At 57.0% G+C, this 17,935-nt stretch carries 17 protein-coding genes; 3 read left to right on the top strand and 14 right to left on the bottom strand.

Features of this window, described 5'->3' with window-relative positions:
* Window positions 1-57: 57 nt before the first annotated feature.
* From ACR0D9_RS13345 to ACR0D9_RS13325, 5 genes are all read right to left on the bottom strand, one after another.
* Window positions 58-2,043 (bottom strand): beta-galactosidase, encoded by a 1,986-nt coding sequence (locus ACR0D9_RS13345; protein WP_480539108.1) that lies wholly within the window; start codon window positions 2,041-2,043, stop codon window positions 58-60.
* A complete protein-coding gene (locus ACR0D9_RS13340; RefSeq protein ID WP_480539106.1) occupies window positions 2,040-3,686 on the bottom strand; it encodes an amino acid ABC transporter permease in 1,647 nt (548 codons plus the stop codon). The genes ACR0D9_RS13345 and ACR0D9_RS13340 overlap by 4 nt, the downstream gene beginning before the upstream one ends.
* Before the next feature lie 66 nt (window positions 3,687-3,752).
* Entirely contained in the window at window positions 3,753-4,502 is a 750-nt protein-coding gene (locus tag ACR0D9_RS13335) for a basic amino acid ABC transporter substrate-binding protein (RefSeq protein WP_480487386.1), read from the bottom strand.
* 22 nt (window positions 4,503-4,524) lie between these two features.
* Window positions 4,525-5,571, bottom strand: a complete 1,047-nt coding sequence (locus ACR0D9_RS13330; RefSeq protein ID WP_480539104.1) for a LacI family DNA-binding transcriptional regulator — start codon at window positions 5,569-5,571, stop codon at window positions 4,525-4,527.
* Window positions 5,571-6,320 (bottom strand): sugar phosphate isomerase/epimerase family protein, encoded by a 750-nt coding sequence (locus ACR0D9_RS13325; protein ID WP_480539102.1) that lies wholly within the window; start codon window positions 6,318-6,320, stop codon window positions 5,571-5,573. The genes ACR0D9_RS13330 and ACR0D9_RS13325 overlap by 1 nt, the downstream gene beginning before the upstream one ends.
* A 107-nt stretch (window positions 6,321-6,427) precedes the next feature.
* On the opposite strand from ACR0D9_RS13325, the gene ACR0D9_RS13320 reads away from it, so the two are divergent.
* From ACR0D9_RS13320 to ACR0D9_RS13310, 3 genes are read left to right on the top strand one after another with little or no spacing between them, the layout of a single operon-like run.
* Window positions 6,428-6,670 (top strand): family 1 glycosylhydrolase, encoded by a 243-nt coding sequence (locus ACR0D9_RS13320; protein ID WP_480487380.1) that lies wholly within the window; start codon window positions 6,428-6,430, stop codon window positions 6,668-6,670.
* 42 nt (window positions 6,671-6,712) lie between these two features.
* On the top strand, window positions 6,713-7,810 hold the full coding sequence (locus ACR0D9_RS13315; protein WP_480487378.1) for a glucokinase: 1,098 nt from the start codon (window positions 6,713-6,715) through the stop codon (window positions 7,808-7,810).
* A gap of 39 nt (window positions 7,811-7,849) precedes the next feature.
* Window positions 7,850-8,776 (top strand): carbohydrate kinase family protein, encoded by a 927-nt coding sequence (locus ACR0D9_RS13310; RefSeq protein ID WP_480487376.1) that lies wholly within the window; start codon window positions 7,850-7,852, stop codon window positions 8,774-8,776.
* Between the two features lie 124 nt (window positions 8,777-8,900).
* Here the strand turns inward: ACR0D9_RS13310 and ACR0D9_RS13305 are convergent, their stop codons facing one another.
* The 9 genes from ACR0D9_RS13305 to nadA form a co-directional block, all read right to left on the bottom strand.
* On the bottom strand, window positions 8,901-9,656 hold the full coding sequence (locus ACR0D9_RS13305; RefSeq protein WP_480487374.1) for a methyltransferase domain-containing protein: 756 nt from the start codon (window positions 9,654-9,656) through the stop codon (window positions 8,901-8,903).
* Complete coding sequence (locus ACR0D9_RS13300; RefSeq protein ID WP_480487372.1) at window positions 9,653-10,273, bottom strand: pimeloyl-ACP methyl esterase BioG family protein; 621 nt, start codon at window positions 10,271-10,273, stop codon at window positions 9,653-9,655. Before ACR0D9_RS13300 ends, ACR0D9_RS13305 begins: the two co-directional genes overlap by 4 nt.
* Entirely contained in the window at window positions 10,270-11,556 is a 1,287-nt protein-coding gene (gene bioA / locus ACR0D9_RS13295; RefSeq protein WP_480487370.1) for an adenosylmethionine--8-amino-7-oxononanoate transaminase, read from the bottom strand. Before bioA ends, ACR0D9_RS13300 begins: the two co-directional genes overlap by 4 nt.
* Complete coding sequence (gene bioD / locus ACR0D9_RS13290) at window positions 11,553-12,173, bottom strand: dethiobiotin synthase (RefSeq protein ID WP_480487368.1); 621 nt, start codon at window positions 12,171-12,173, stop codon at window positions 11,553-11,555. Before bioD ends, bioA begins: the two co-directional genes overlap by 4 nt.
* Window positions 12,170-13,303: an 8-amino-7-oxononanoate synthase gene (locus tag ACR0D9_RS13285; RefSeq protein ID WP_480539100.1), complete on the bottom strand. Its 1,134-nt coding sequence runs from the start codon at window positions 13,301-13,303 to the stop codon at window positions 12,170-12,172. Before ACR0D9_RS13285 ends, bioD begins: the two co-directional genes overlap by 4 nt.
* The gene (gene bioB / locus ACR0D9_RS13280; RefSeq protein WP_209507670.1) at window positions 13,300-14,280 is read right to left on the bottom strand and encodes a biotin synthase BioB; all 981 of its coding nucleotides are present in this window, start codon (window positions 14,278-14,280) and stop codon (window positions 13,300-13,302) included. Before bioB ends, ACR0D9_RS13285 begins: the two co-directional genes overlap by 4 nt.
* Before the next feature lie 114 nt (window positions 14,281-14,394).
* Window positions 14,395-15,243, bottom strand: coding sequence for a carboxylating nicotinate-nucleotide diphosphorylase (gene nadC, locus ACR0D9_RS13275; RefSeq protein ID WP_480483640.1), 849 nt, complete (start codon window positions 15,241-15,243; stop codon window positions 14,395-14,397).
* The gene (locus ACR0D9_RS13270; protein ID WP_480539098.1) at window positions 15,240-16,808 is read right to left on the bottom strand and encodes an L-aspartate oxidase; all 1,569 of its coding nucleotides are present in this window, start codon (window positions 16,806-16,808) and stop codon (window positions 15,240-15,242) included. Before ACR0D9_RS13270 ends, nadC begins: the two co-directional genes overlap by 4 nt.
* Before the next feature lie 6 nt (window positions 16,809-16,814).
* Window positions 16,815-17,864, bottom strand: coding sequence for a quinolinate synthase NadA (gene nadA, locus ACR0D9_RS13265; RefSeq protein ID WP_480483638.1), 1,050 nt, complete (start codon window positions 17,862-17,864; stop codon window positions 16,815-16,817).
* Between the last annotated feature and the right edge of the window lie 71 nt (window positions 17,865-17,935).

The raw sequence follows: 17,935 nt of genomic DNA, 5'->3' as shown, positions 1-17,935 counted from the left end.
CAGTCCAAAAGTGACAGTTTTCGAAATTCTTATGTCCAGTTTCACGATTTGACACGTCTAAGCTGAATTATGAGGCGCCGCATTCTCCCGCCAAACGGTAACGTTCCTTGGATTGACCGGATCTGAACCAAGTAGAATTTGACGTTCACGACCAACAGGCAAAGGCTTTGAAACGTCACTGAAGTTGAACGCGTAGTAGGTCGAGCCGCGTTGGGTTATGCGCATATCGGGGTCGCAAGGCGTTGCATTTATCCCAGCCCAATTCAGTACCTCACCGACAATCGCCTGCAAAAGCTCATTTCGCGGAACCATTGCCAGATAGGTCGTGCGATCAGAACGGATGACCGCCGGGCTGGCATCACAATAAGCGCTCTTGAAGCGGGCCAATACGTGCTCTTTGGTCTCGATGATTTCACGCCAGCCGGTGAATTCAAATTGCTGCCCATCGTGAAGAACCACAGCCTCCTGCGCAAGTGAAGGGAGTGATTCGACGCGCGTGACACGGATACCTGTTAACTTTGCCAGTTCGCCCGGAGCCAGATTGGAAGGAGTGTTCAACCCGGATGTCTTGCTGCCGGAACGGGCACCTATCAGTATCTTGGCTCCCGAAGCGTCAAGCTTGTCTGCAAGGTCAGCCGTCACGATCATGCTTTGCGGTAATACGATGAGGGCATAGCCGCTCAGTTCATCTTCAGGGCCAACAAAATCAAGATCGACCCCAAAACCACGAATAGCAGTGTGCCACTCGCGAAAAATCTGGACATTGGGGAAATCCCTGTCATGCGGCAGGATATCCGCCGCCCAGATCGAGGTATAATCCAGCAGCATTGCAACCCGCGCTTTTGCCCGCCTCTCGGGTGGCAAAATGGCGCGATCCTTTACGATCTCAGCCAATTCAATAGCAGCCTGATCCAGGCTGCCATCTGACCGCAATATCGCTGTATGGTATTGTTCTTGAGCAGATTTTGCCTGTCGCCAGCGAAAGAACATCACGGCTTGCGCGCCATGTGCATAGGCCGCCCAGGTCCAAAGCCGAACCATCCCCTCTGCCGGAGAGGGGTTCTTATCGGCCCAATCTACCGGACCCGGCTGCTGTTCCAGAACCCACATCCGACCGCGCCCCTGACTGCGATACAAATCACAATGAAATCCCTGATAGTCCGGTGCGCCGGTGCGCAGATAACGGCGCTTTTCTTCATCCGAAAGGGAAGAGCCCAATAGGTTCCCCAGCGGGTAACTGTCGAACCCGACAATATCCAGATCAGCAGCCACGACGTGATGATCGAACTCGAAACTGCCTGCCATAAAGTTATGGGTGATATCCCGGCCCGGCGCATATTTGCGCAGAACATCCACCTGCGTTTTGTTGAACAGCCGAACCCGCTCTGAAGAATAGCGCGCGAAATCCAGCGCGTGGGCTGGATTGGGCATGGCGACCAGCCCGTTGGGCAGTTCGATCTGACCAAACCGTGAGTAAAGCGACCCCCAGAAAACGGTTCCCCACGCGTCGTTCAATACGTCGATTGCACCATATCGTTCCTCCAACCAGTTCTGAAAACCAGTCCGCGCGGCATCGGAATAGCTGAGAACTGTATCATGGTCGTTGTACTCATTGTCGATCTGCCACGCATGGACATACGAATTCTGACCATATCTGCGAGCGTATTCAGTTGCGATCCTTTGCGCCTCGGCCAGATAGACCTCACTGGAAAAACAATAATGCCTGCGCGAACCGAACCCTCTGACCCGACCATCCGGCCCTACAGGCAGGATTTCGGGGTACTCATCGATCAACCATTTGGGGGGGGCGGCAGTTGGGGTGGACATCATAACCCGCAGACCGGCTTGCCCCAAATTCTCAATCACCTCATCCAGCCAGCCCCAGTGGAACTGACCGCGCGCGGGTTCGATCAGGCCCCAGGTGAATTCAGCAATCCGCACCCAATCCAACCCCATATCTGCCATTCGGGCGGCATCGTCTCGCCATTGCAAAGGGTCCCACTGTTCGGGGTAGTAACAAACCCCAAGTTCCAGCGCGCTCATCGTGTGTCCTTTGCCGTGCGTCGTTCGATCCACTTCAGGAAACTGGCGCAGCCGAGTGTGAGAACGACATACAGGATTGCTGCCGTGTTGAAGGGGGCAAAGGGCAGAAAGCTAGCCGCCTGAAATTCTCGCATCCTCTGGGTCATGTCGCGGACGGACAGGATAGACAGCAATGACGTGTCCTTGATCATCGCGATAAACTCATTGCCAAGCGGTGGAGTGACAATCCGCAGGGCCTGCGGCAGAACGATAAGCCGCGCCGTATGCCAGCGCGACAAACCCAGAGAGCTGCCCGCTTCCAATTGGCCTTTCGGTATCGCCTCGATCCCGGATCGGAAAATTTCTGCCATATAGGCGGAATAACCAACTGAGATCGCGATGATCCCGCGGGTCATATTGGTCATGTCGATACCGCCGCCGGTGGCGTCTTTGACTGCGCCCGCCAGTGGCAGTCCGATATAAAGAATGATCACCAGCATCGGAATGCCGCGTATCGTATCCACGAAAAACTCGGCCCCGACCGCCAGAGGATGCAGCTTATGCTGAGCCCCGCCAATGGTCAGTGTCAGCAACAAAAACCCGAACACGGCAAATGCCAGGGCCGGATTGCGGTATTTGTCGGGTAGAAATCTTGTTTGCCACAGGACCGGATAACCTTGCGTATGCGCCTCCTCCGGGACAAAAGCGCCCGAGACACTGTCGACCGTTTCGATTTGTTCAAGCGCGGCAGTGGCATCGGTTGCGCTGCGAATGCGATATTGCTGACCGCCGGCCCCATCGAACTCGCCAAACCGGATAATGTCAGCCTGCGCCTGCGGCGTGCCGCGCACAACCGCGATACGCCCCTCGGTGCTGCCCACCAGAACAAAGCTGACCTGCGGCTGCATGAAGAAAAAGGCCGAAGCTGCCAGCAATGCCAAACTGATCGAACCATAGACGACCGTAGTACGCGCCTTTGGTTTAAACGATTGCAACCCGACCCAGACCAAACCAAGAATGGCCGCGAAGATATAGGCAAAGATGGCCGCGCGGAATGTAATGGCCACCCCGGTCGCGAACTGCCAATGAGCCATGAACATGAGATAAAACAGAACCGCGCCTGTGAGACTCTCCAACCCCATCAAGACGCGCCCGCGCCAGGGCGGCTGCAAACGTGCCGACAGTAGGCAAAGCGCGACTACAGCTGCGTAAACCGCCAGGATAACCTGTAATCCCGTCTGAACCCTGGCGATCACGTCCGGAAACAGTACCCAGGTCTGATTGGACCGATCGATGAGGGGCGAGGTGTTTTCGCTGAGCGCATGAAAGAAGACCGACTCGACAAATGGCATCAGAAGTTGCGGAGAAACAAAGCTGATGACCAAAAGCGCCGCAGCAGCCGGTAACGCGGCAAGCGCGCAGAGCCGCAACCAGCCGGGGGAGTTCTGTGAAAACCGCACGTAGCGTGCGCAAAGATATCCAAGGATCGCAACGGTCGCAATCAGCAGAAATCCAACAAAGATGGCCCCCGCGTCTGTGCCGATCCCCAGAATTGCGACCAGAGACCGCAAGTATTTTGAGGATGTGGCGAACAAGTAGATAATAAAGGGCGCTGCTGCGAGCAACACCAGGTTACTCGGGCGGATCGTGCTGAGGCGCGACATGGAACTTCTCCGCTATGACAAGGCCCGGCGGCACTGGCCGCCGGACCAAAAAAGGGCGCTAATGGATCAGTTGGTGCCCCAGTACTTGGCTGTCAGCTCGTCCAGCGTTCCATCCTCCTGAATGGCTTTCAGACCAGCGTTAATTGCATCCACTGTCGGATCGCCTTCCTGAAACACGATGCCTAACGGGTCGGATTGCAGGCCTGTGATGCCAACAGTCAATTCGCCCGCAAATTCCTGTTCGTAGGCCGCCGCCGATGTGCCATCGATGATCACGCCCTGGACGTCTGCGTTCTGAAGCGCCAGAATGGCGGCCGAGAAGTTGTCGTAAAGGCTGACATTCTCGCGCCCGACAAGCTCTTCCGCCAATTGGGCGTTGGTCGTCGCGGTTTGCGCGGCCAGTTTCTGGCCACCGGCTTTGAAATCCTCAAGTGTCATGTCAGCATTATCGACCTGCAACAGAATGGCCTGGCTGACAACGATGTAAGGCTCGGAAAAATCCATGGTTTCTTCGCGTTCCGGGGTGATCGACACGCCCGAGATAACCAGATCGAACTCGCCCTGCTGAAGAGCCGCAAAGATACCGTCCCAGGCGGTGTTTACGAAGTTGGGAACGCAATTGACCTTCTCACAGATCGCATTCATCACATCGACGTCAAAGCCCACGATCTCTCCGGTTGTTTCATCCACGGTTTCCATCGGTGGGTATGTCGCATCGGTTCCGATTTTCAGAACACGACCTTCCAGGTCGGCAGCAATAACCGCTGGAGCCATAAGTGTCGTGAGTGTGGCAGCGGCAAGTAGGTTTTTAATCATGTTCAGGTACTCCTTTGTTGGATCAGGTGGTCTGCGCCGCATCCGGCGCCGGGGTGTCAGGTTGTCGCTCGATCAATGTGGCCCTGATCTTTTTCTGAATCTCGGACGGATCGACCCCGTCCAAAGCTTTCAACATGTACTCACCCAGCAGACGGCTTGTTTCAGCAATCGGCAAGTAATAAGTGCTGGGTGGCGGTACAAAATACTGGCTGAGCTTCAAGTCGTCGTTCGAGATGACCACAACGTCCCTGCCAACCTGCACTCCGGCTTTGTCGGCAGCTGACAGCGCCCCAAGGGTTATGGCCTCATTGGCGCAGATGATTGCGCTCGGCGGTTTCGGCAACTGCATAAGCGTCGCAAATTTCTGCTGACCGGATTCCGCAGTGGTCGGGCCGGTGGAAACCAGTGTCGGATCGAACTCCACACCGCATTCTGACAGCGCATCAGCATAACCCCGGCGGCGTTGCTGTGCATAGATCAGGTCATCCGGCGGGTTTATCAAAGCGATGCGACGATGCCCCAGCGCAAGCAGCCGGGTCGTGGCATCATAGGCCGCTGCCTGACTGTCGAGATCCACATAAGGATGCGGTTGAGGGCTGTCGCTCATGCCGTATGTGACAAAAGGAAAGCCTTGCCCCTGCAGATACGCGACGCGTTCATCATGAACACGCGTGCCGGAAAAGATCACGCCATCAGCCTGCCCTTCCTGCACGATGGACTTCAACGTTTGCAGCGCGGCCTCGCCATCACATGCGCTGAATACGCTCAGCTGATAGCGTGATCCCATTAGTGCATTGGATATTCCGGCCAGAATTCGCGTAAACTCTACACCTTCCCACTCTTCCGCGGCATCGTTCGAAACACGGACCATAACCGCGATTCGATAGGATTTATTGGTGCGCAGCTTCAGGCCATCCAGATTTACCCGATATCCCAGATCCGATGCAACTTTCTGAATCTCTTCCCGGGTTTCCCGTTTTACCGATACGGAACCCCGCAAGGCATTCGAGACTGTGCCAACCGAATACCCGGTACTTCTGGCAATCGATTTAATCGTCGCCCGCGCCATCACCCAAACCCTGCCAGTTGTTCCGTCAAAAATGACCGACCCGTTTGCAGGGTGCGCACGTGATCATCGGTTTCGTCATGTTCGACAAACAGGTCCGTGCAGTTGGTCGAGGCAAGCGCGCGCAGGGTTGCGTGCCAGTCAACCACGCCTTCGCCCATATCGCGCCAGCGCACGTCACCTGTTCCGCCTGCTGGGTCGATATCCTTTGCATGCACGGACAGGATTCGATTGGCGTTGCGGCGGATCGCGTCCGCCGGATCCAGGCCAGCCGCAACCAGCCAACCGATATCTGGCTGCCAAAAGACATCTCCGCCGGAAAGGATCAGGTCAAGAGGTGTGTCGCCAGCCTCACCGATAAGATCAAAATCATGATTGTGATACGCAAGGCTGATACCATGATCTGTCAGTTGGTTTGCCCATTTGGACAACTGGCCCGACACCGCCCTCCATCCCTCGGCAGCGTCGGGCCGCACCTGGGGCGCCAGCCAAGGCATGACAGCCACCCGGCATTCCATTAGGTTTAATACTTCGACGATATCCGTAAATCGCCCTTCAAACTCTTCCCAATCAAAATGTGCTGACCGAACAGTAAGGCCTGACCCGATAATAATGCCAGCCATCTGAGCGGGGGTCAGGCCATGCAAGCCGGTGGTTTCGACATCTGAATACCCGCAGGCCGCAACCAATTGCAGTTGATCTGCAAGATCACCGCATTGTCGCACTGTGTAGAGTTGGGCAGAAACTCGCATCCCTCACCATTGAAACGTTTCAATTAAGGTGGATTATGAATTATAACCATGTCAAGCGCCGTATAGATGCGATCCGTACGGCCAACCCTGAATAAAGCGCCGAGCCTTTGCCCAAAACCCAGATGGGGTGGGAAATCGAGCCATTTACCCTCAACCGATTTCTGATCCGAACAATGAAGGGCTATACGAGAGGGCCACCAATCTGTATCACCGAAACCGGTATGGCGAGCGCGGAACGTCTTCAGAACGATGATCGCATCGATTATCTCGACCGACACCTGACCGCCGTACGGGACGCTTTGGCACAAGATGTTCCGGTAAAGGGCTGTTTTGTCTGGTCACTACTGTGACATATGCGAATGGCCTTCGGACGTGGAAGAAGGTTTAGACTGGTGGACGTGAGTATTGAAACGCTTGAGAGAACACCAAAAGCGTCGTTCATGGCGCTCAAGTCTGCCCTTTCCGGGGGTCAGAACGTCTCTCAGCCGTTAGCGCAACCATCCGGTGCGGTGCATGAGCATTGGAATCTGGTTGCTGACATAGGGGGCACCAACACACGGCTGGGCGTGGTTACGAACGGAGAGCTGACAGACCTGCGCAAGCGCCCGACGGGGACACTGGAAGATCTGCTTGAAGCGTTTCACGCGCTTCGGGATGAAATCGGAACAAATCCGCAGGCAGTGGTGGCGGCGGGGGCGGGCCCTGTCCGAAACGGCACGATTCGGCTGACAAATGCCAATCTGGACCTGTCCGAGGCCGAATTGGCCAAGGCCACTGGTGCCAGTCATACGTTTGTAATTAATGATTTCACCGCTGCAGCGTGGTCGGTGGCAGAAGTAACCCAGAAAGATGTTGCCGTCTTGCAAGGTCACGCGACACCGCCAGCAGGCACGCGATTGGTGGTGGGCCCCGGCACAGGGCTTGGCGTGGGGGCGTTGCTGTTTTCCGAGGGCCACTATCACACAGTCTCTGGTGAAGGTGGGCATGTGGGTCTGTATCCGCGTCACCGCGACGAAGTTGACATCTTTGAAGCAGCCCGCAGCATTGCGCCCGAGTGTTTCTTTGGTGACAGCCTCGCGCTGGAAGCTGAAATGTTCCTGAGCGGTACGGGCTTGCCTATCCTCTATCAGGCGATCGGGCTGGCGGCAGGCCATATACAGACCCCAACGCGCTCGGCGAAAGACATTCTGCTTGATGCCCGCGACCGTTCTGACCCAATCGCGGTACAGGCCGCTCGGATGTTCAACACCCATCTGGGGGCTTTGATGGGCGACATGGCTGTCACACTGATGCCTGCAGGCGGAGTGTTTCTTGTTGGCGGTGTCGCAGAAAAGAACCGCTGGTTATTCGGTGATGAGTTCAGAGAGGCGTTCAACGGCGGTGGCCGTTTCAGCGAACTGCGCCGCTCATTGAACCTGTATGTGTCCGAGCAAGCAGAATTCGGCATCATCGGGGCGAACAATTTCTGCAAGAACGCTTTGATGCGATAGCAAGTCTTCCTGACAAAAAATTCTGAAAAGGACTACGAAATGATCCTGTGCTGTGGTGAAGCCCTGATCGACATGATTTCCGAGCCGACAGCGTCGGGCGCACAAGGATTTGTACCGCACACAGGTGGGGCGATATTGAACACGGCGGTCGCAGTCGGTCGTCTGGGTGTTTCCGTCGGAATGCTGACCGGCGTGTCGTCTGACATGTTTGGCCAACAAATTACAAAGGCGCTGAATTCAAGCCATGTTGACACGTCACATGTGATTGTCTCTGACCGCCCCACGACCCTTGCCTTTGTACAGCTTAAAGACGGTCACGCCACTTACAGCTTTGTTGATGAAAACACCGCCGGACGAATGCTGCAACCCGAGGACATGCCAGACCAGCTTACAGCCGTGTCCGCCTTATATCTTGGGGGTATCAGTCTGGCATGTGAACCCTGCGCGGATGCCTATGCCTCACTTCTGAATCGCCACGGAGCGGATCGCGCAGTGATGTTGGATCCGAATATCCGACCGGGCTTCATCAAGGATCAGACCCGGTATCGAACCCGTCTGAACCGCATGATTGCGCAGTCCGATATTGTGAAGGTTTCAGACGAAGATCTTGACTGGATCATCCCGGGAGCCGAACCCGAGGCCGCCAAAGCGTCTCTTTTGTTGCAGACCGGTCCGTCAGCCCTCATCGTGACCAGGGGTGGCGACGGGGCGAATGGGTACCTGGCCGACGGATCCAAGGTTTCGGTTCCTGTGAAACCTGTTCAGGTTGTCGACACAATCGGCGCGGGCGACACGTTTAACGCTGGTGTTCTGACTGAACTCAGCCGCGCAGGGCATTTGACAAAGCAGGGGCTGCGCAATCTGACCTCTGAAAGCTTGCGGGCGGCCATGGCGTTGGGCGCAACTGTTGCCGCCGTAACAGTATCACGCGCCGGGGCAGAACCGCCCTGGGCACATGAGATTTGATTGCCTGCAAAAACCCGAAAAAATGAACTGGTGACAATCGCTTCAAGGCCGAGGGCCGTGGCTGCGGAGATTGCGACCGTCTGGCAGGCTCACAAATCACGTTAGGCCACGGCAGAATAAGCACCTATCGCTTCCGGGCAATGATCCACACGGGATGATATGTCAGTGAGACTCCGCGATCCGTGCCGAACTCCTTAGCGTATTCGTTTTCGAACCGAGCCAGCGTGGACTTGGTCCATGTCCCTTGCGCCCTGCCGTTTACACCTGTTCTTCGCAAATACCTAAGTACCTCGCGGGGCGTATCGAAATAGGTTTGCCTCAGGCTTTCACCAACGGCCAATATCTGCATCGGGCCGTCGACAGCCGCGGCAAGAGCAGCCGGAGTAGTAAGTCCCGGTGCACGGGCAGTTGATCCAATCTGACTAAGCTCTTGATATTGCTGAGGGCCAAAACCCGAAACCGCCAACCACCCGCCGGGCTCCAGCGCGTCCATCGCTTTGTGAAGCAATTGCAACGGGCTTTCCATCCATTGGATCATCGAAGCCGAGGCGATCAGATCAATCCGGGAAGGCCAGTGAACTTCACGTGCATCACCGGCAATGAACTTGGCCTGTTCCGCATCAGCCGTTGCCTGAGCCTGCGGCGCGATGTCGTTCAATATGAGGTTTGGCAGGTGAAATTTTTGTCGCATCAGACGGGTCAGATGCCCTGTGCCACATCCCAGCTCGAAGACAGTTTCAAAGCGGTCCGGGGCTCCGGCACGACGCAGTTCGGACACCAGCTTGCCTGCGACCCAGGCTTGCTGATTTGCCGTGTCGTGGTAGGTTTGAAAGCTTCGGCTAAAGCTCCGCTGCACCCTTTCTGCCAGTTGCGCTGTCATGATACCCAACTCGCCCAACTTTGCCCCCGTAGGAATGGTACGTGCGGCCCCGCCACATGCTCGACTCGGGCCGAGGTTGAGGCCCATGCCGTTTCTTGGGCCGATGTCGGAATGATCCGGTCGTTTGTGGGTATCCACACCCTGTCAAAACCCGGATCAGGGGCAGACCCACGTTGGATCACGGCAAATAGCTCCTGTTGCGACGCTGCGATGTCCAGTTCCGGGGGCTCGCCTGGCAACCCCGCACGGCGGCAGAACTTGGCGAAGCTGCGCTCGGAAAGCTGAGCCGCTGTTGCCTTGGTCATGTCAGGCGCAATGCCACGCTCCGGGCACGCCGGGTGCAAAGTGCCGCTGATGGCGATCAAACGGTCGGGACGAAACCCCGAGCACGCCAGCCAATGCGCAGCCGACGCGACACCAAAGGAAAAGGCCAGCATGTCTATGTGATCGAAACGGGAGAGATCGGGCAGGGGATCATCGAGGCTGGTGTAACCTTCCACCAACAGGATATTCCCGCCCCCCGCAAGACCCCGGAACGGAGCATCGCCCAATGCCCATCCACCGAACACAAGGGTCAGAGTACTGTCACCTGATCGCGCCAGCCAACGGCTTTTCATTTCTGCCCCCCAGCCAGAGCCAGCATCGCGGACGTTACCCTGCTCAGTTCGTCAGGTGAAATGACATAGGGGGGCATGCAATAAATATTGCGAGCGAACGGGCGCAGCCAAACACCGGTTTCCGCGGCCAATCCATGTGCGATGGAGGGGTCGACTCGCTCTTCCATCTCGATAACGCCGATTGCGCCAAGCACGCGCACATCTGCAACACCGGGCAGATTGCGCGCGGGGGCGAGTTCGACCTTCATCTGCTGCGAGAGTGATGCAACTTCCTGCTTCCAGTTTCGCTGTTGCAACTGGTCAAGGCTCGCCACCCCTGCCGAACAAGCCAAAGGGTTGGCCATGTAGGTGGGACCGTGCATCAAAACTCCGGCCTCACTTTCCCCGATCCCACGCGCGACAGCCTCGGTCGCGATAGTGGTGGCCAAGGTGATATGCCCACCGGTCAGCGCCTTACCAAGACACAGGATATCCGGAACCACCCCCGCGTGATCCATTGCAAACATTTCGCCGCTGCGTCCGAATCCAGTCGCGATTTCATCAAAGATCAGCAAAACGTCATGCGCATCACACAAAGCACGCGCCCCGCGCAACCATGCGGGATGATAGAAATACATTCCACCCGCGCCCTGCACCACCGGTTCAAGGATCAGTGCGGCAATCCTGTTGCCTTTGTCGTTCAGCAACGCCTCTAGCGCCTCCAACCCGTTCTCGGATGGATTGTTGAGCCACACATCGCCGAACTGGATGTGAGGGCGTGGCAGAAAGTGCTGGATCGACAACGCACCGCGAAACAGACCATGCATCCCGTTGACGGGATCACAAACGCTCATCGCTTTCCATGTGTCGCCATGATAGCCACCCCGGATCGTGGCAAATTCAGACCGTTCGCCCCGGCCTTTGGCAATCTGGTACTGGACTGCCATCTTCAACGCGACTTCAATCGCGACCGAGCCGCTGTCGCTGTAGAAAATGCGATCCAGGCCATCTGGCAGAAGGTCGACCAACCTGCGCCCGAGTTCCACGGCGGGTTCGTGGGTCAGACCGCCAAACATCACATGCGGCAGTGTATTCAGCTGCTTTTGCATCGCATCGATGATGGCCGGGTGCCTGTGGCCATGCACCGTACACCACCAGGACGACATTGCGTCGATCATTCTGACGCCATCAGCACGCGTCAGCCAGACACCTTCTGCCCCGGTAATCAGGTGCATCGGGCCGGGTTCAAGCACATGTGTATAAGGGTGCCACAGGTGGCACGCATCAAATTCCAACGGGGTCACAAGAACCTCCGAATGGTCGCCACATCGATTGCCGAAAATGCGCTGTTCAGGCGCTGCGGTGTCAGGTCGCTCAGAAATGGCAGGCGTCCCAGATGATGCACTTTACACATCTCGACGATGGTTTGCTCTACGTCCGGCACGGGGTCACCCACGAATACGACGCCGACAACCTCGCAGCCAGCAGCCCGAAGCGCCATTAGGGACAATGTGGTGTGGTTGATCGTTCCCAAGGCGGTGCGCGCAACAAGAACAACCGGAGCCTGCCATCCGGCAATCACGTCCAGAAAGAAGGACTGGCGGTTCAGCGGTACCATGAGGCCCCCTGCCCCTTCGACAACCAGAGGCCCGTCCACTTTCGGAATTTCAAGACGCGAGAGGTCAATCTCAACGCCCATGTCTTCGGCAGACAGATGCGGTGAGGCGGGCATGTTCAGCCGGTACGCTTCGGGCAGGACCTCGGCACCGCTCAGCGCGCTGACGGTTTCAGTGTCTGTAACATCCTCAAGACCAGACTGAACAGGTTTCCAGTACCGGGCCTGCAACGCTGCCGCCAGACCAGCCGAAAACACGGTTTTTCCAACACCTGTGTCGGTTCCGGTAACGATCAGCGCGCTCATGCGGCCTCCGACTGACAGATTGAGATAGTGGTGAACAAGGCCGTGATATCCTGAAGGGTGACATTTCCGGTAATCGAGACGCGCAAACGGGATGTGCCTTTTGGGACAGTGGGCGGGCGGATGCCCCGAACGTCAAAACCCTGCTGCTGCAAAGTGGCCGCCATCGCCATTGTGCGCTCGTCATCTCCCAGTACAACCGGGATGATCTGGCTGTTCAACGCGGCTGCGGGCAACCCCAGTTCCCGTGCGGTGTCATGGGCATGGCGCATACGTTCATGCGCGCCTTCAACCAGACTGACATCCTCGGCCAGTTCCCGTAGCGCAGCACGAACCAGAGCAGCGTTCAAAGGCGACGGAGCGGTCGCAAAGATGAAGGGACGAGCACGGTTGATCAGGGTATCTATCATCACGCGCGGACCGCAGATCAGCCCGCCTGAAACACCAAGCCCTTTACCACAGGTATGCAATGTTAGCAGATCAGCGTTCAGGTCATGCGCAAGACCCCGGCCTCGCTCTCCGAAAACGCCGGTGGCGTGGGCCTCATCAACAACCAAAACTGCATCAGCTTCGCGCGCAAGTACGGACAGGTCTTCCAGCGGCGGCAGGTCACCTTCCATGGAATACACGCTTTCGACCGCAATCCAGACCTGACCCGAACCGCCTGTAGATTGCCAGTCGCGCAATACGTTGCGTGCATCCGCAACATCATTGTGACGGAAGGCACGCAGATCCGCGCGGCTGGACCGCATACCTTCATGGGCGCTCGCGTGGACCAGCGCGTCATAAAGGACCAAATCCTCAGCCGCAGGCAACGTGGAGAAGATTGCCTGATTGGCCTGGAACCCGCCTCCCATGAACAGCGCGGCCTCAGCTCCAAAGAATGCGGCCGCTTCCTTTTCCAGTGCTTCATGTTCAGGGTGGTTGCCCCGCAACAGACGTGAACCTCCCGAACCTACAGGCACACCCCGCGACAGCGCATCATGTGCCGCGCGCTGTAACACTTGAGAACCGGCAAGACCCAGATAGTCATTCGACGCGAAATCCAGCCCTTGCGTCGGGATCAAGGCCCGGCGGCGGTGCCGGGCTTGAAGCGCATCAAGCATCGATTCCAGTCGGTTGACTGCTTTCATTCGGCAGCTTCCGTGCAGTTTCGCGTTTCGGCTTTTTCAGCTTGCAGGCCAAGTTTGGCAAACAGGACCGCGTCGGTGTCTTCTTCGGGGTTTTCTGCTGTCAGTAGCGTTTCGCCAACAAAGATCGAGTTGGCACCGGCGAAAAAGCACATCGCCTGCATCTCGTCACTCATGTCGCTGCGTCCGGCCGAAAGCCGCACATAGGACTTGGGCATCAGAATGCGGGCCGTTGCAATGATCCGCACAAAGTCGATCGGATCGATCGGCTCGGCGTCGGCAAGCGGGGTATCGGCCTGCGGCATCAACATATTGATCGGCACCGAGTCAGGTGGAGGCGTCATGTTGGCCAATGTCAGCAACATGTCGATACGGTCGCCAGTATGTTCACCCATCCCGAGAATGCCGCCCGAGCAAACCTTGATCCCGGCTTCCTGCACCCGGTTCATCGTATCGATCCGATCCGCAAAAGTACGGGTGGTGATGACTTCGGAGTAATAACGTTCCGAGGTGTCGATGTTGTGATTGTAATAGTCCAAACCGGCATCGCGCAGCTGCACCACCTGGGTGTCGTCGAGCATACCCAGCGTCATGCAGGTTTCCATACCCAGTTCCTTGACGCCCTCGACCATCGCGACCAGCGCATCCATATCGCGCGCCTTTGGCTCGCGCCACGCCGCCCCCATGCAAAACCGGGTCGCGCCGCCATCGCGGGCTTTTTTGGCCTCGGTCAGAACGCGCTGAACCTCGATCAGCTTCGACGCGGGCAAGGTTGATCCATTGCGGGCTGATTGCGAGCAATAGGCGCAATCCTCAGCGCAGCCACCAGTCTTGATCGACAATAGCTTCGAGGTCTGGATCTGGTTCGGATCAAAGTTTTCGCGATGCACGGTCTGCGCACGAAACAAAAGATCCATCAACGGAAGATCGTGAATAGCTTGCGCAGTTTTACGGGTCCAGCCGGAGTGTGGGATGATCATTTTATCTATAAAACTTTCTGCAGCTTGCGTTGCTGTGGATTTATTATCGATAAAACTTGAATACGCAACTGTGTTGGCGCAAACGATCATAAATCAAGCGGAAATGCCGCGCCTTCAGAAATCGAGCCCCAGATCGACGGTGCGGGCGGAATGCGTCAAGGCACCGGACGAGATGTAATCCACCCCTGTCGCCGCAATTGATGCGACCCGTTCCAACGTCACATTGCCGCTGGCTTCGGTCTTCAACCGCCCGCCCACCATGGCAACCGCTTCTCGCAGCATGTCATTGTCCATGTTGTCCAGCAAAACCACTGAAGCACCGCCAACGTCCAGCACTTCGGCAAGCTGGTCCAGTCGATCAACTTCAATCTCGACCGCCATCATGTGACTGGCCTGCGCCTTGGCGGCTTCAAGAACCTGACGGATACCGCCTGCCGCAGCAATGTGGTTGTCCTTGATCAGGATCGCATCTGATAAGGAATAGCGGTGGTTGAAACCGCCACCGTGCAGCACGGCCTGTTTTTCCACGATGCGCAGGCCTGGCGTGGTTTTGCGCGTGCAGGTCATGCGGGCCGTAGTGCCGTTGGTCTGCTCCACAAATGCGGCTGTCTTTGTGGCAATACCCGTCAGGCGCCCGGCAAAGTTCAGAGCGACACGTTCGCCGGACAGGATCGATGCGGCAGAGCCCTTGATGGTCATCAGTGTATCACCGCGTGCGCAACGCGAACCATCGTTGATCCGCACGTCAACCTCAAGCGACGGGTCCACAAGCCGGAACGCGATTGCGGCGACCTGCATCCCCGACACGACGGCGTTTTCGCGCGCGTTCAGTCTGGCTGTATAGGTTGTTTCCTGCGGAATAACCGCGCGAGTTGTCACATCACCGTAGCTTCCCAGATCCTCCATCAGCGCAGCGCGGACCATGGGTTCCAGGATCAGATCTGGCAGGATCGCATATGTCATGACACTTCCTCGCAGGCTTTGGCCCGAATGCTCATTGCTTCGGACAAATACATCCGGAACCGCTCTCCGGGCCCATCATTGGCTTTTGGAAAATCGGATCGCTTGTGTGCACCGCGGCTTTCTTCACGGTACAAAGCAGCAGCAGCGATCAGGGTCGCGGTGGCACACATGTTGCAAAATGACGGGCAGGCATCGTGCTGCGCCTCCAAATGCGCAATAGTTTGCAGAGCACGGATTAGGCCCGTCCGGTCCCGGACAACACCAACGTCGCGCGTCATGGTTTCGCGCAACTCCTGGATAGCCCTTGTCGTGTCTGGAGTCACCACATGGACAAACTGCAATGTAACGGGGTCGGCATTTGACACCACCGGAACGGATGCCCCGATGCTTTCGGCGCAGATGCGCGCAAAGACAAGCGCCTCAAGCAGCCCGTTCGAGGCCAGCCGGTTGGCGCCGTGAAGGCCGGTCGAAGATGCCTCGCCGCAGACCCAAAGCCCGTCAAGTGTCGCGCGACCGTCAGTGTCGGTGGCAATACCACCCATGTGATAATGCGCTGCCGGTGCGACCGGAATCGGTTCGTTGACCGGGTCGATACCATTGCGCGCGCAGTATTCGGCAACTGCCGGGAACAGGTCCGTTATCTTCGAGCCTAATGCGGTACGGGTGTCCAGCATGGGTCGGTTACCCGCCTGCACTTCGGCAAAAATTGCACGCGCAACGACGTCTCGCGGGGCGAGTTCTGCGTCCGGGTGAACGGATAACATGAACCGGTCACCCTTATTGTTGATCAGCGTTGCCCCTTCGCCGCGCAACGCCTCGGTTGCCAGCGGAGCCGGATCTTCACCAACATCCATTGCCGTCGGATGAAACTGAACGAATTCGGCGTCAGCAATAAGCGCACCAGCACGTGCGGCCATCCCGATGACCTGCCCGCGAATGCGTGCCGGATTGGTCGTCAAGGCATACAACCCGCCAGAGCCACCCCCGGCAAGCAATACGGCAGGCCCGCAGATCGTAACGGGCTCGGACCCTGTTTCTGATGCGTCCTGAACCGTGACACCTGTCACCCGACCGTTTGATACGTCCAGCGCCGTGGCAAGGACACCTTCCAACACTTGAACCGAGGGTGTTTCATGCACCCGTTCGATCAGGGCAGCCATGATTTCACTACCTGCCTGATCCCCCTTCACCCGTACGACACGGGCGAAGCTATGCGCCGCTTCGCGTGACAACACGTAACTGCCATCCTTGGTGCGATCGAATGGTGTGCCCAATATCGTCAGGTCAAGGATATATTGCCGAGCCTCGCGCGTGACCAGATCGGCAACGGCCGGAACGACTATTCCCGCGCCAGCCTTGACGGTGTCCAGGCTGTGGCTTTCCGGGCTATCCGACAAATCCATTGCCGCGGCCACACCGCCTTGCGCCCATGAGGAACTTGCACCTTCGCCCAAAACATCGGGTGAGATTACAACCACTGGCCGCGGCGCGAGCTTCAATGCTGCATAAAGCGCGCCGATGCCAGCCCCCACAATAATGACGCGATCCGTGGTGACTTTGGTCATTTCAGATCAAATGCCGAGCTTGCGGGACAGATCAATCATCGCCTGAACGGATTTTCGCGCCTTTTCAGCCACATCTTCGGCGACCTCGACCTGCCCTTCCATCGTGTGCAGGGCGAAGAGGATCTTTTCAAGCGTGATTTTCTTCATATACGGGCACATGTTGCATGGCCCTACAAATTCGACCTCGGGCAATTCATCGGCAATGTTGGATGCCATCGAACACTCGGTGATCAGCATCGCCTTTTTCGGCTTTTCATCATGCACGTATTTGATGATGCCGCTGGTCGAGCCGGAATAGTCTGCCTCGGCCACCACATCCGGCGGGCATTCAGGATGCGCGATCAGCCGTGTTCCCGGGTTCCATTCGCGGAAGTCGCGCAGGTCCTGTGCCGTATATTGTTCGTGCACAATGCAAGAGCCGGGCCAATACACCACGTTCTTGTGGCTTTGATTGGCAACATTTTGCGCCAGGTACTGATCCGGCGTCATGATGACCGTATCACTTTCCATGGCGTTGACGATCTGAAGCGCGTTCGAAGAGGTGCAGCAGATATCCGAAGCTGCTTTGACCTCGGCAGTGGTGTTTACATAGGACACAACCGGCGCGCCGGGGTATTTGGCGCGCATTTCATCGATTCCCTCAGCGGTGATCGATTCTGCCAATGAACAACCGGCTTCCATGTCGGGCATCAGCACAGTCTTCTGAGGGCTGAGGATTTTCGATGTCTCGGCCATGAAATGAACACCGGCCTGAACGATCACATCTTCTTCGACTTCACTGGCCTTGATCGCAAGCTGCAAACTGTCCCCAACGAAATCGGACACACCGTGAAAAATCTCGGGCGTCATGTAATTGTGCCCAAGGATCACGGCATTACGCTCTTTCTTGAGCGTATTGATGGCTCGCACGTAAGGCGCGTAGATTGCCCAATCTGGTGGGCTGACCACGCGATCCATGCGGGCAAACGTTTCTTTCATCTCATTGGCCAGAGTGGCCGATGGGGCAAGGTCATAAACGTCCGAAATCACCGAGCGGACATGTGCAATATCGAGCAACGGGTAGCCACCTTTGTCAGTTGCCTTCAACCCCACGGGGTTGTTGAACGGCTTAGCCCTAGCCGAAACAG

The sequence above is a fragment of the Ruegeria sp. AK11 genome, assembly GCF_056541095.1.
Note: the sequence above shows the minus strand (reverse complement) of the source record. Positions and strands in the feature narration are given on the sequence as shown.

Coding starts and splice junctions, on each gene's coding strand:
- bioB (WP_209507670.1), bottom strand. CDS start 14,280: ATGATCATCCCACACTCCGGCTGGACCCGTAAAACTGCGCAAGCTATT.
- ACR0D9_RS13325 (WP_480539102.1), bottom strand. CDS start 6,320: ATGCGAGTTTCTGCCCAACTCTACACAGTGCGACAATGCGGTGATCTT.
- ACR0D9_RS13340 (WP_480539106.1), bottom strand. CDS start 3,686: ATGTCGCGCCTCAGCACGATCCGCCCGAGTAACCTGGTGTTGCTCGCA.
- nadC (WP_480483640.1), bottom strand. CDS start 15,243: ATGACATATGCGATCCTGCCAGATCTGATCCTGGAACCCATGGTCCGC.
- ACR0D9_RS13270 (WP_480539098.1), bottom strand. CDS start 16,808: ATGACCAAAGTCACCACGGATCGCGTCATTATTGTGGGGGCTGGCATC.
- ACR0D9_RS13330 (WP_480539104.1), bottom strand. CDS start 5,571: ATGGCGCGGGCGACGATTAAATCGATTGCCAGAAGTACCGGGTATTCG.
- ACR0D9_RS13285 (WP_480539100.1), bottom strand. CDS start 13,303: ATGAAAGCAGTCAACCGACTGGAATCGATGCTTGATGCGCTTCAAGCC.
- ACR0D9_RS13310 (WP_480487376.1), top strand. CDS start 7,850: ATGATCCTGTGCTGTGGTGAAGCCCTGATCGACATGATTTCCGAGCCG.
- ACR0D9_RS13305 (WP_480487374.1), bottom strand. CDS start 9,656: ATGACAGCGCAACTGGCAGAAAGGGTGCAGCGGAGCTTTAGCCGAAGC.
- ACR0D9_RS13335 (WP_480487386.1), bottom strand. CDS start 4,502: ATGATTAAAAACCTACTTGCCGCTGCCACACTCACGACACTTATGGCT.
- ACR0D9_RS13300 (WP_480487372.1), bottom strand. CDS start 10,273: ATGAAAAGCCGTTGGCTGGCGCGATCAGGTGACAGTACTCTGACCCTT.
- ACR0D9_RS13345 (WP_480539108.1), bottom strand. CDS start 2,043: ATGAGCGCGCTGGAACTTGGGGTTTGTTACTACCCCGAACAGTGGGAC.
- bioD (WP_480487368.1), bottom strand. CDS start 12,173: ATGAGCGCGCTGATCGTTACCGGAACCGACACAGGTGTTGGAAAAACC.